We start from the raw sequence: 12,696 nt of genomic DNA on the forward strand, positions 1-12,696 counted from the left end.
AGGGAGTTTAACGTTAGTTATCCTCCCCTTTAGTATCTATCTATTGTGAGATCTTAATTTCTGCTCCAATTCAAAGTAGATGGGGATTAACTGATGGATTTGTACCTTTAACTTCCATAAAGATAATGCCTGAATATTCTTTTGTAATTTGAGATCATTTATACCTAGGTTGTATTCACCACTACTAAGTTAGTTATATAGTTCATCAGGAAAATCTCAGCCAATTAAAACCATATCCTCCTCATTCGACTTATATTCTTTAGTTTTACTTCCACCTTTCTGTGATAAAGCATAAGCTAATGTTAATGGACCTAATCGGCCTATGAACATAGTGATTGTAATAATGATTTTCCCCCATGCAGAAAGATCTGGTGTTAATCCCATTGATAATCCTACAGTTCCAAAAGCGGAAGTAGCTTCAAATAAAATGGCGAAGAAGTTGGTATTGCTTGAGTGCTCGGTCACTGTTAATAACATAGTAACAGCAAGTATAACTCCAAAAGATAGTACGATAACTGTTATCGCTCGATTAATGATTTTAATAGATATATTTTTCTCGAAAACCTCTATATTTTTCTTGCGTTTAATACGGGACCATAGATAAATGATGATGATAAAAAATGTATTTGTTTTCGTCCCTCCGCCTGTACCACCAGTGGAAGCACCAATAAACATGAAAAAGATAATTAGCAATAGGGAAGGGATCATCATATCTCCTATGTTGATTGTATTAAAACCAGCAGTACGTGTTGTAGCACTTTGAAAAAATGCTGCCCATAAACGATCATCAGTCGGTAATCCTTCTAAGGTCAATACATTAATTGACTCTATTGCTAAAATAACGATAAATCCAACAATAATTAAGGTAGAAGACATCAATATTACAAGCTTTGAATGGAGAGTTAAGGCTGTCCACCTACGATTATTATAGATGTCTAAAAGTACTGTAAAGCCTAGTCCAGTAATGATAAATAAGCTTGATATGATTACATTTACTACGGGATCACCAACATAATTGCTTAGACTGTTCGACCATAAAACAAAGCCTGCATTATTGTAGGCAGAAATAGAATGAAAGAGTGCATGATAAAAAGCATTCCAAAACCCCATATCGTTATTCCACCTAATTGTCAGTATTATTGTTGCTAAACTCTCAAGCAAAATAGTAAGAATAAATATACTAACAATAAGTTTTTTTAGGCTTTGGGATGGCAAGGCTTTTGTTGATATTTTTAATAGTTTACGCTTTCTTTCCCCAATCTTTTCACCTAATAATAGGGCAATAAAAGCACCATAAGTCATAAAACCTAAACCACCAATTTGGATAAGTAGCATAATAATCAGTTGTCCTATTAAAGAGAAATCACTTCCTGTGTTCATGACAACTAACCCTGTTACACAAACAGCTGATGTTGATGTAAAAAGGGCATTAATAATTCCTATGCTTTTTCCTGTTGATGAGGATATTGGGAGAGCTAATAGTATCGTTCCTATAAAAATAAGAATTAAAAATCCAATAATTATGAATTGACTCGGTTTTAACGTTTTATTTCTATAGTATTTATACATATTTGCTACCTCATAACTTCGGTTTTTATTAGTTTTAATAACCTATAATGGTAGATTTAAACCTTTTTATGCAAGATGTAGGTGTAGTGTTCCAAATAGCAATTTCAGATATAACTAGGAGCCCTATAAGAAATAAATCTTTTACAAACCCTCAAATTTAAATGGTACAGTAAATAATAGGAAGAAAGATTAATGTAATAAGAGGAGGGAGAGAAAGATGTCCATGAATTTAGAAAAAGTTCGTTGGGGTATTATTGGCTGTGGAGATGTGACAGAGGTAAAGAGTGGACCTGCATTTCAAAAGGTTAAAAATTCAGAGTTAGTGGCTGTGATGCGTAGAACAGGTGAGCTAGCGAGAGATTATGCTCAAAGACATAATGTTCCAAAATGGTATGCTGATGCTGATGCTCTAATTAATGATCCTGATGTTGATGCTGTTTATATTGCAACGCCACCAGGCTCACATAAGGAATATACAATAAAGGTTGCAGAAGCAGGAAAGCCTGTTTATGTAGAAAAGCCTATGGCACTAAACTGGGCTGAATGTAATGAAATGATCGCTGCTTGTAAAAAGGCGCGTGTTCCTTTATTTGTTGCTTATTATCGTAGGGCACAGCCGAGATTTGTTAAAATAAAAGAGCTCTTGGATACTAATGTGATCGGAGAAATTCGTTTTGTATCAACTACACAGTATCAAAAAGCTAGCGAAGATGTGAAGAACTCAACAAATCCCCCATGGAGAGTTCAACCTGAATTGTCCGGTGGAGGTCTATTTTTTGATTTAGCTAGTCATACACTCGATATCTTAGATTATTTGCTAGGGCCGATTAAGGAGACAAAAGGATTTGCCTCAAATCAAGCAGGCTTTTACCAAGCGGAAGATATTGTTACAGGAACCTACCGATTCGAATCGGGAATCCATGGTGTAGGTAATTGGTGTTTTTCTGCTTTTGAAGATGAAGATGTAAATGAAATTGTCGGTAGTAAGGGGAGTATTACCTTTTCTACATTTGGGAACGATCCAATTGTTTTAAAGACCGCAAATGGGGTAGAAACATGGAATTTTGAACGACCTCAGCATGTCCATCAGCCCCTTATAGAAACGATTGTATCTGATTTAACAGGGGGTACTAATTTGTGCCAGAGTACTGGAGAATCTGGTGCAAGGACGAATTTGATTATGGAAGAAATGGTTAAGTGGTAAAGTACATTCTTGGTATATTTGCAAACATGTCACAGTGATTTGAGTGAGTGTGTAATAAAAATCCTCTCATTTAGATATGTATGGCAAGCGTTAGAACTGTTGAACATATAGCCCTTCACAGCAAAAAGGTTGCAGACGATCCCAACTAGGGAGATCGTCTGCAACCTTTTGCTAAGTGTGGGAGCTAGCCTTTAATAAGGGTGAGCTCTCTATTCACATGATAACGTCCTATAGGAATTACTGAAGGAGATCCAGAAACAGGATCTTCTATTACTGTGCAATGAAGACCAAAAATGTCTTCAATTAATGTACTTGTAATAACCTTTGATGGCTCACCCTCTGCAACAAGTCTTCCTTTTTGAAGAGCGAAAATATAGTCTGCATAACGAGCAGATAAATTGATATCATGAAGAACCATGACAATGGTTGTTCCATATTTTCGGTTAAGATCTGTTAGCAGGTCAAGAATTTCAATTTGATAGGTGATATCTAAATAGGTTGTTGGTTCATCAAGAAATAATATGTCTGTTTGTTGTGCAAGTGCCATTGCAATCCAGACACGCTGTCTTTGACCACCTGAAAGCTCATCAATGCTACGATCAGCAAATTCAGTGATGTTCATCATTTCCATAGCGTCACTAACTGCTTCGTAATCCTTTTTTGTCCAACCCTTTAGAAATGTTTGGTGTGGAAATCTTCCTCGTCCAACTAAATCTGCAACCGTTATTCCTTCAGGTACAATTGGTGATTGAGGTAGTAGACCCAATACACGAGCTAATTGCTTTGGAGGTATTTTATTAATTGGTTTTCCACCAAAGGTTACTTGCCCAGAGGTAGGTTTAATAAGTCTAGCCATTGTTTTAAGGAGTGTAGATTTACCACAACCATTGGCCCCAATTATAATACTAATTTTGTTGCTAGGAATCGTTATGCTTACATCATGTAAAATGGTTTTATTATCGTATCCAGCAGTGATTCCTTCCGTTTGAAAAGCTTGTGTCGGTTTCATTATAAATCTCCCTTTCGATTCATTCGAATTAGCAAGTAAATCAAATATGGAGCTCCAAGTATGCCTGTGATTACACCTACAGGATATCTAGCCACAAATGCGAATTGTCCGATTAGATCTGATGCTAAAACTAAAATGATGCCAATAAGACCTGCTGGAATAATGCTTGAAAATCCTACTCCAACTAATCTTTTTGCGATAGGTCCAGAAAGGAACGCGACAAAAGCGATAGGTCCTGTTGTAGCCGTTGCTAACGCAATAATAAGGACCGAACTGATAACAAGTATAAATCGTGTTTTGTCAGTATCGACTCCAAGTGAAGTTGCTGCTTGCTCTCCAAGCTCTAGCATATCTAAGTTCTTCCCAAGAACAACGATAATTGGTGCGAAGATAAGGACGGTAATTATTAAAGGATAAAGATTCTCCATTTTAGCACCATTTAGACTACCACTCAACCATCTCATTGCAGTAGGAACATCATTTTGCTGACCAATAAGTAATAGATACGATATGACAGCGTTTAGCATTGCTTGAATGCCAATTCCTATTAAAATTAATCGACCAATTGAAAAAGAAGTACCTCTTGATAATAGAAAAATAATAATAACTGTTGCAAGTCCACCAATAATAGAAGCAATTGAAACAAAGGTTGTGCTTGCTTGAAGAACGATGATACAAAACACAGCAGCTGCACTTGAACCTGCTGTGATACCGATAACATTTGGGTTTGCTAAAGGATTACGAAGCATTGTTTGAAATACATGTCCTGCAACACCAAAAGCAAATCCAGCAAAAACACCTGCAACCATTCTTGGAAACCGTATTGTTTCGACTGCAAATGATGCACCTTTTATTTTCTCACCGAGTAAAACACTTATAACATCTGAAAAAGGATAAATTGTGTTTCCTAGCATTAGCATTGTGCAGCAAAGTGCAACGGAAATGATTGCAAGGAGGGAAGTGACAAAGAAAAAACGACGACGTCTCTTTATTCTACCTACCATAATAAGATTTATAGATTCATTCATCATAAGGCACGCATTTTCGCTTTCATAGTTATTAAGATTAAAATAGGAGCCCCAACAAATGCTGTAACTACACCAACTTCAAGCTCCCCAGGACTTCCAAGAATTCTACCAAAAACATCTGATATTGTTAAGATAATAGCACCTAATAGCGCTGACATTGGGATAATGTATCGAATATCAGGGCCAATAAGGAGTCGAATAACATGTGTTGCTAATAATCCGATAAATCCAATAGGGCCTGCTAGTGCTGTTGCTACACCACATAATAGTACACCTGCAAATGCAGCTATAAGTCTAAGTGTTCCTGTACGTACTCCTAGTCCTGTTGCTACTTCATCACCTAATGCAATTGCGTTTAGTGAGGGAGCGGAGAAAAGGGCTATTAGTATTCCAACTATAAGAAAAGGAATAAAGATTGAGACAGAGTTCCAATTTCCTGATCCAACACTTCCTACCTGCCAATACCTAAATTGATCCATAACGTTTGAGCGAGGAATCATAATTGCCATCACGAGAGATGATAAAGCAGCGCTTGTAGCAGCACCCGCTAAAACGAGTTTAAGGGGCGTGGCACCGCCACTCCCCATCGAACCAATTCCGAATACAAAAATGGCAGTTATGATTGCTCCTGCTAATGCAAACCAAATGTATTGACTAGCGGAACCAATATTAAAGAAGGAAATTCCACAAACGACGAAAAGTGCTGCCCCTGTGTTAACTCCGAGTATGCTAGGATCTGCAATAGGGTTGCGAGTGACTGACTGCATGAGAGCCCCAGAAACTCCTAATGCTGCACCACACATGATACTAAATACAGTTCTAGCCATTCTTTGGCGAACAACATTTGCTCCGTGGGTCTGTACCTCAGGATGGAATAAACCATCCATTAGTTCCTTCCATCCAACTATACGAGATCCAAAAGCAAGAGAAGCCAATACACATATACCGAGTATGACAATAGAAAGTATAAGTACTTTTATGAAATTTTTCGGTATATGCAACTGCTTATTTTCTGAAACGGAAGTATTACTCATTTTATTTAACTTTGCTTACAGCTTCTGAGAGTAAAGTTAAGTATTCGTCAATTGAGTATTCAATAGAAAGTGGGCTTGGAGTTCCAGATGCTGCAAGTGGTGTACCATTTCCGATAATTACAATAGAACCTCTTTCAATTGCTGGGATTTTTCCAAGGATTGGATCAGCTTGTAAAGCTGCAAGTGTATTTTCATCACCATATGATACTAAAATTTCAGCACCGTTAAGCATATCTGCATTTTCAGCACTTACTTCTAAAAAGAATTTACTTGGATCAGTAATTTGACTTGTAATACTTTCAGGGTATTCCATACCTAACTCACTAAGGAATGCACCACGTGGATCTCCAGGTGTGTAGACGTAGAACTTAGATAAATCAGCGGCGTCAATACTTACGAAGGCAGCTTTTTTACCTTTTAGTTCAGGATATTCACTTGCTTTGTCTTCAATTAATTTCTCTGTGTCAGCAATAAGCTGTTTACCTTCTTCTTCAAGTCCCATACCCATTGAGTTGTATGTAACCTGTTCACGCCATGAAGCTACCCAAGGGCTTGTTTGATAAGCAACAACTGGAGCGATTTCACTTAATGTATCATATTCTTCTTGAGTAATACCAGAATATGCTGCAAGAATAACATCTGGATTAGAATCAGCAATTGCTTCAAAATCTAAACCGTCTGTATCTTGATAGATATTTGGGCTGTCTTCACCAAGTTCTTTTAATTTCTCAGCAGTCCAAGGTAGCATGCCGCTATCATCTTGAACACCATAGTTTGCAGCAGAAAAACCTACAGGTACAACGCCAAGAGAAAGAGCAACGTCATGGTTTGACCATGCAATAGTAGCAACGTTTTCAGGTTTTTCTTCAATTGTTGTTTCACCAAATGCATGCTTAATCACAATTGGATATTCTGTTGTAGCTTCTTCACTTTCAGCTTTTTCTGTATCTTCAGTAGTTGATGGCTCTGATTTTGCATTTGATTGTTGATCTGAATTTGAACAACCAACTAAAGCAATCATAAGCATAGCCATAATTAATGTTGTGAATAATTTTGCATTCATTTTATATATCATTCCTTTATATGAGTTTAGTTGATAATAATTATCACTATCATTACTTTATATCCTCTTTATTGAGTTGTCAATACAATAGTTATAAGTAATACAGTCTAAAAATGAACGAATTAGAAGGGATTTTCTTTATGGTTATTGATATAGAGGGAAAACGGTATCATTAGTAATAGGAAATAAAATACTAGATAATTGATGTTTTTAAAATAGATTTTATTAATGTAAAAGAGACCGTGAAACATTTAACGATCTCTTTTTTTATATCTTTAGATGTATGTTTCATTCATGTAGAGAGTAGTATTATTATATCTTTTAAAGGAAACTACTATCTGAATACCCCCGATGACTACTCCATTGTAGGGCTATGTGACTTACCGTTGACTGTATCTATAGATTGTTTAGTTCTCCATAGATACAACGCAATCCACAAACATCCGATTGTAATTACAAGTCCATGTACAATTCTAATTGGCTGAGTTCCCATGTACTGTGGAAGGTACAATATAAATCCTAATGCATAGGGGATACCGCTCCACTTTGATAGAATTTTGGATTTCCAAATGATTATTGCAACGAGTATTGAACTGGCTGCTAAAATAATTAGGCCAATCAAAATCATCAAAAACCCAGGTCCAAAACGAATGTCATTTACAAGACTCATCAAAGCAACGTTTTGCTGATGTATGGCTTCTTGGCCAATTATATTCAAACTAAAAACCTCTGCTCCATAAAACGGAAGGATCAGACCTATTCCTATCCAAGCAAGAATAAGACTCCGAAGAGCAAGCTTCTCAACCATGGTATTTTGTACTGAGAGATAAAAACTAAGGTGACCAATTCCTAATAACACGAAAGCTAATATTGCCATCACATGTGAAATAAGCCATTCAATAGAGGAAAATGCTGAAGCACCTAATAAGGATGTTTCATCAGAAAACGGTCGAATGAAAGGATATAAAATAAAGAGAATTCCTGCAACGGTTAGTGAAATAGCCCCCCATCTATAGCTTGTAGTCATTTCTAAGTTTTCTTTCATTTGAAATACTCCCTTCCATGAATTATAAAACTAATGATATTAGTTTTATATATATCATAACTAACAGCATTAGTTTTTACAACTTATTCATTATAAAAATTCCATACAAAATAAATAAGAGAGATTTTTTGAAAATTAGTTAGAATTGATAAATATCAAGTTAAGTAAAAAAAGGCTAATTGTTGAACGATTAATATAATTTTTATAAATTTGTTCGGTAATTTAGTGAAATTATGTTGAAATATCTCCGTAATAAACGATATTATTAGCTTAAATACAAACATTCAGGGGGTTATGAAATGTACGGAGCACCAAACTATACATACGCTAAAAAGCTATTATTATTAGGATCAGGAGAATTAGGGAAAGAGGTTATCATTGAAGCACAAAGATTAGGAGTAGAAACGATAGCAGTCGACCGTTATGAAGGTGCACCTGCTATGCAGGTTGCACATCGTTTTCATGTTGTTGATATGTTAGACGGTCAACAGCTTCGTGCAGTAATTGAGCAGGAGAAGCCAGATTTTATTGTTCCAGAAATTGAGGCAATAGCAACAGCAACGCTTGTGGAATTGGAAAAAGAGGGCTATAACGTCATCCCAACAGCATATGCTGCACAACTAACAATGGATCGTGAAGGCATTCGCCGATTAGCAAGTGAAAAATTGGAACTTCCAACAGCTAAATATGAATTTGCTAACTCTCTAGATGAACTAAAGAAGGCTGTAAGTATAATTGGTACACCTTGTGTGATAAAACCACTTATGAGCTCTTCTGGAAAAGGTCAAACAGTTTGCCGTACAGAAGATGATATAGAAAACTCCTGGCAGGAAGCACTAAACAGTGGAAGAGGCAAAAGTACAAGAGTCATAGTTGAAGAATTTATTAAATTCGATTCAGAAATCACCTTACTAACAGTACGCTCTGTATCAGGAACGGTTTTTTGTCCACCAATAGGTCATGTACAACAAGATGGAGACTATATTGAATCATGGCAGCCACATGTAATGAGTGAGGAACTAATTAAGGAAGCAGAAGAAATTTCAAGAAAAGTTACTGACGAGCTTGGAGGGTACGGTCTGTTTGGTGTAGAATTGTTCATCACCTCTAACGGTATTTATTTTAGTGAGGTATCACCAAGACCACATGATACAGGTATGGTGACTCTAGCTACTCAAGATTTATCAGAATTTGCTCTTCATGTACGAGCAATTTTAGGACTACCTGTTTCAGAGGTTCACATCACATCTCCAGGTGCAAGTCGCGCTATTAAGGCAACAAAGGAAAGTAAAACGTATCAAATTTCTGGCATGAACCAAGCATTAGCTGTAGAAGATACCCAAATAAGAATATTCGGAAAGCCTGATACTAAAATTGGCCGCCGCATGGCTGTTATTCTTAGCAAAGGAAAAGACGTAGAAATTGCCCGCCAACGTGCTGAAAAAGCAGGAGGAAAGATTGTTATTTCTACTGAGGAATAAAACTAGGCAAAATAATATGTTGAGGTAAGTGAAAGGGTGACTGTTCATAGCCTGACCGCTGATTCTCAGAAAATGATTTTAATAGAAGGCTTATTCTTTTTAGATAACATGGAGATAGATACTGGGACATAGGTATTTGTTGTCTTCAATAGATTTTTTGATTTTGCATATTATTTTTAAGAACTAGTGTAATGGAGCGGGAGACATTTGACTCCTGCGGGTGCAGAGGAAAGGTTGAGACCCCACAGGCGCTTACGCCGAGGAGGCTCAGCTTCCTCCCTGCGGAAAGCAAATGTCTGCAGCGCAATGGAACGGAACTTGTTAATACAGCTTAACTGACTAATAGAAACAGTATTATATATAAATGGTTTAGAATGATTTAGAATTGATCTTTAAGGAAGATCTCCTTAATAACGTCCCAGTTTCTTCCGACTTTTCTGCTTGTATTTATAGTTGGAAATATTTCAATGCTAAGAATAAGTTGTCTTAATCTACAGACCAATAACAAAAAAGTCGCTACACTATCGTTTCGATAGCATAGCGACTTTTTTAGATTATCAATTTCGAATAAGGTAATCAAACGCACCTAATGCTGCATTTGCTCCAGATCCCATTGAAATAATAATTTGGTTATATGGATTATCTGTACAGTCACCTGCTGCAAATAGTCCAGGAATTGTTGTTCCATTGTGTTTGTCTACAATGATTTCACCAATACGGTTACGTTCTACGATTCCTTCTAACCAATCTGTGTTAGGTACAAGACCTATTTGCACAAACACACCTTGTAATTCGATATGTTTTACTTCTTCTGTATCACGATCAATGTAAGAAATTCCGTTTACAGTATCTGTACCAGTGATTTCTTTTGTTTGAACATTCTTTAAGACTGTTACGTTTGGAAGGCTGTATAGACGTTTTTGCAAGACGTCATCAGCTTTTAACTCAGGATTAAATTCAAGTACTGTTACATGTTTAACAATACCTGCAAGGTCAATAGCTGCCTCAATACCTGAATTACCTCCACCAATAACAGCTACATCTTTACCTTCGAACAATGGTCCATCACAATGTGGGCAGTATGCAACACCTTTGTTTTTGAATTCTTGTTCACCAGGAACGCCAACATTTCTCCAACGAGCACCTGTTGAAACAATAACAGACTTACTCTTTAGAATAGCGCCATTTTCAAGCTCAAGCTCAAAAAGATCTTTCTTTTCGATTCCTTTTGCTCGCTGTAAATTCATCACATCGATATTGTATTCTTTCACATGTTCTTCAAGGCTTGCAACAAGCTTAGGTCCTTCAGTTTGCTTTACACTAATGAAGTTTTCAATACTCATTGTATCTAGAACTTGACCACCAAAGCGTTCAGCAACAATTCCAGTACGTATACCTTTACGAGCTGCATAGATTGCTGCACTTGAACCAGCAGGACCGCCACCAACTACAAGAACATCATATGGATCTTTATCAGATAGCTCAGATGCATCTACGCCACTGCCTACTTTTGCTAAGATTTCATCTAATGTCATACGGCCACTGCCAAACGGTTCTGCATTTAAGTAAACAGTTGGAACAGCCATAATATTCTTGCTCTCTACTTCATCCTTGAATGCTGCGCCATCAATCATTGTGTGTGTAATGTTCGGATTTAAGACGCTCATTACATTTAATGCTTGGACAACATCAGGACAGTTATGACAAGTTAAGCTAACATATGATTCAAAGTGATATTCACCTTTTATCTTTTTAATTTGCTCAATGACCTTTTGGTCAACCTTTGGTGCTCTTCCACTTACTTGTAGTAATGCTAATACTAATGAAGTGAATTCATGACCTAAAGGAATACCTGCGAATGTAACACCAGTGTCTTCTCCAATACGATTCACACTGAAGCTAGGAGTTCTCGTTAATTCAGCTTTTTCGAATGTGATTTTAGAAGACATAGAAGCTAGCTCTTCAACAAGAGCCAGCATGTCCTTTGATGTTTCATCTGAACCAACACTAACTTTAAGAACAATATCACTTTCTAATAAATCAAGATATTGATTAAGCTGTGCTTTAATATCTGCTTCAAGTACCATTATTTCACTCCTTAAATCTTCCCTACAAGATCAAGGCTTGGTTTTAGAGTTTCAGAACCTTCTTGCCATTTAGCTGGGCAAACTTCACCTGGGTTTTTACGAACATATTGTGCAGCTTTAATTTTGTTTACAAGAACACTTGCATCACGACCAATTCCACCTGCATTAATTTCAACAGTTTGAATGATTCCGTCTGGATCGATAATAAATGTTCCGCGATCAGCAAGACCTTCTTCTTCGTTTAAAACTTCGAAGTTACGAGAAATTGTTTGTGATGGATCACCAATCATAGCATATGTAATTTTTCCAATTGTTGCTGAGCTATCGTGCCAGCCTTTATGTGTGAAATGAGTATCAGTTGAAACAGAATACACTTCAACTCCTAATTCTTTTAAAGCAGCATATTCATTTTGAAGATCTTCAAGTTCAGTTGGGCATACGAATGTGAAATCTGCAGGGTAGAAACAGAATACACTCCATTGTCCTTTTAGACTTTCATTTGTAACATCGATAAACTCACCATTTTTATAAGCTTTTGCGTTAAAAGGTTTTACTTCAGATCCGATTAAAGACATAATTTTTTTCCTCCTAGTATGTTTTTGGGAATGCAAATAGTTAGCTTATGTCATATAAGCTAATCTAATAAAAACAAATAATGAAAATTAACCTTAATTTTTATTATTTGATGATAATAACTTTAAATACATATTAATTATTGTATAAATTCCATTCTATGTCAAGGATAACGGTTAGTTTAAACAGAATGGTTTTTTGATGAAAAAATTATCCTTGTGAGGAGTATAAGGACCTGTTTTTTTACCTGTTCTTGTTCACAAAATTATCAATTACTATCAATAATCTCAATTACCAGCTGATATTAGTTTGCCCTTGAAATACTTAAATGAAACATAGATGACGAATAAAGTATTAATTAAACCTATATTTTTGTTAATCAATAAAATATAGTTGCTCCTAATTACTAAGAAGAAAATCGAGGCTGGGATATAAATATCCTGTACATTCTTTTCTTCAGCTTACATCATATCTTTAGGATTTGTAGAATAGGAATAAATCGTCACATTTGAAACCATTGCTCAATCTGAAATGGATAAATGGTTCAATGAAGAGATATTAAAAGAATTCATTCTACAAATTGGTTTGTATTTTATATAAAGG

Annotated in this window: 10 protein-coding genes; 2 read left to right on the forward strand and 8 right to left on the reverse strand. The window is 36.1% G+C overall.

Annotated features, from left to right (window positions below):
* Nucleotides 1–216: 216 nt before the first annotated feature.
* Nucleotides 217–1,569, reverse strand: coding sequence for a TrkH family potassium uptake protein (locus tag JOC75_RS15320; protein WP_204954891.1), 1,353 nt, complete (start codon nt 1,567–1,569; stop codon nt 217–219).
* Nucleotides 1,570–1,792: 223 nt separating this feature from the next.
* On the opposite strand from JOC75_RS15320, the gene JOC75_RS15325 reads away from it, so the two are divergent.
* Nucleotides 1,793–2,773 carry a Gfo/Idh/MocA family protein gene (locus JOC75_RS15325; protein WP_204955093.1) on the forward strand — a complete coding sequence of 327 codons (981 nt, stop codon included), beginning with the start codon at nt 1,793–1,795 and terminating at the stop codon, nt 2,771–2,773.
* A gap of 184 nt (nt 2,774–2,957) precedes the next feature.
* Here JOC75_RS15325 and JOC75_RS15330 read toward each other — a convergent pair whose 3' ends face one another.
* From JOC75_RS15330 to JOC75_RS15350, 5 genes are all read right to left on the reverse strand, one after another.
* A complete protein-coding gene (locus tag JOC75_RS15330) occupies nt 2,958–3,782 on the reverse strand; it encodes an ABC transporter ATP-binding protein (protein ID WP_204954892.1) in 825 nt (274 codons plus the stop codon).
* Complete coding sequence (locus JOC75_RS15335) at nt 3,782–4,813, reverse strand: FecCD family ABC transporter permease (RefSeq protein WP_204954893.1); 1,032 nt, start codon at nt 4,811–4,813, stop codon at nt 3,782–3,784. Before JOC75_RS15335 ends, JOC75_RS15330 begins: the two co-directional genes overlap by 1 nt.
* Nucleotides 4,810–5,844 (reverse strand): FecCD family ABC transporter permease, encoded by a 1,035-nt coding sequence (locus tag JOC75_RS15340; protein WP_204954894.1) that lies wholly within the window; start codon nt 5,842–5,844, stop codon nt 4,810–4,812. The genes JOC75_RS15335 and JOC75_RS15340 overlap by 4 nt, the downstream gene beginning before the upstream one ends.
* A 1-nt stretch (nt 5,845) precedes the next feature.
* Nucleotides 5,846–6,907: an iron-siderophore ABC transporter substrate-binding protein gene (locus JOC75_RS15345; RefSeq protein WP_204954895.1), complete on the reverse strand. Its 1,062-nt coding sequence runs from the start codon at nt 6,905–6,907 to the stop codon at nt 5,846–5,848.
* A gap of 355 nt (nt 6,908–7,262) precedes the next feature.
* The gene (locus JOC75_RS15350) at nt 7,263–7,952 is read right to left on the reverse strand and encodes a hypothetical protein (RefSeq protein WP_204954896.1); all 690 of its coding nucleotides are present in this window, start codon (nt 7,950–7,952) and stop codon (nt 7,263–7,265) included.
* Between the two features lie 299 nt (nt 7,953–8,251).
* Here JOC75_RS15350 and purT point away from each other — a divergent pair, with 299 nt between their 5' ends.
* Nucleotides 8,252–9,433: a formate-dependent phosphoribosylglycinamide formyltransferase gene (gene purT, locus JOC75_RS15355; RefSeq protein WP_204954897.1), complete on the forward strand. Its 1,182-nt coding sequence runs from the start codon at nt 8,252–8,254 to the stop codon at nt 9,431–9,433.
* Between the two features lie 557 nt (nt 9,434–9,990).
* Here purT and ahpF read toward each other — a convergent pair.
* Together ahpF and ahpC are read right to left on the reverse strand one after the other, a co-directional pair.
* On the reverse strand, nt 9,991–11,520 hold the full coding sequence (gene ahpF, locus JOC75_RS15360; protein WP_204954898.1) for an alkyl hydroperoxide reductase subunit F: 1,530 nt from the start codon (nt 11,518–11,520) through the stop codon (nt 9,991–9,993).
* An 11-nt stretch (nt 11,521–11,531) separates the two neighbouring features.
* Nucleotides 11,532–12,095 (reverse strand): alkyl hydroperoxide reductase subunit C, encoded by a 564-nt coding sequence (gene ahpC, locus JOC75_RS15365; protein ID WP_204954899.1) that lies wholly within the window; start codon nt 12,093–12,095, stop codon nt 11,532–11,534.
* Between the last annotated feature and the right edge of the window lie 601 nt (nt 12,096–12,696).

It is taken from the genome of Metabacillus crassostreae, assembly GCF_016908395.1.
Classification (GTDB): domain Bacteria; phylum Bacillota; class Bacilli; order Bacillales; family Bacillaceae; genus Metabacillus; species Metabacillus crassostreae.

What these genes read in the sequence shown, in the direction of transcription:
- JOC75_RS15335 (WP_204954893.1), bottom strand. Translation starts at nt 4,813, where the DNA reads ATGATGAATGAATCTATAAATCTTATTATGGTAGGTAGAATAAAGAGA.
- purT (WP_204954897.1), top strand. Translation starts at nt 8,252, where the DNA reads ATGTACGGAGCACCAAACTATACATACGCTAAAAAGCTATTATTATTA.
- ahpC (WP_204954899.1), bottom strand. Translation starts at nt 12,095, where the DNA reads ATGTCTTTAATCGGATCTGAAGTAAAACCTTTTAACGCAAAAGCTTAT.
- JOC75_RS15325 (WP_204955093.1), top strand. Translation starts at nt 1,793, where the DNA reads ATGAATTTAGAAAAAGTTCGTTGGGGTATTATTGGCTGTGGAGATGTG.
- JOC75_RS15340 (WP_204954894.1), bottom strand. Translation starts at nt 5,844, where the DNA reads ATGAGTAATACTTCCGTTTCAGAAAATAAGCAGTTGCATATACCGAAA.
- JOC75_RS15330 (WP_204954892.1), bottom strand. Translation starts at nt 3,782, where the DNA reads ATGAAACCGACACAAGCTTTTCAAACGGAAGGAATCACTGCTGGATAC.
- ahpF (WP_204954898.1), bottom strand. Translation starts at nt 11,520, where the DNA reads ATGGTACTTGAAGCAGATATTAAAGCACAGCTTAATCAATATCTTGAT.
- JOC75_RS15345 (WP_204954895.1), bottom strand. Translation starts at nt 6,907, where the DNA reads ATGAATGCAAAATTATTCACAACATTAATTATGGCTATGCTTATGATT.
- JOC75_RS15320 (WP_204954891.1), bottom strand. Translation starts at nt 1,569, where the DNA reads ATGTATAAATACTATAGAAATAAAACGTTAAAACCGAGTCAATTCATA.
- JOC75_RS15350 (WP_204954896.1), bottom strand. Translation starts at nt 7,952, where the DNA reads ATGAAAGAAAACTTAGAAATGACTACAAGCTATAGATGGGGGGCTATT.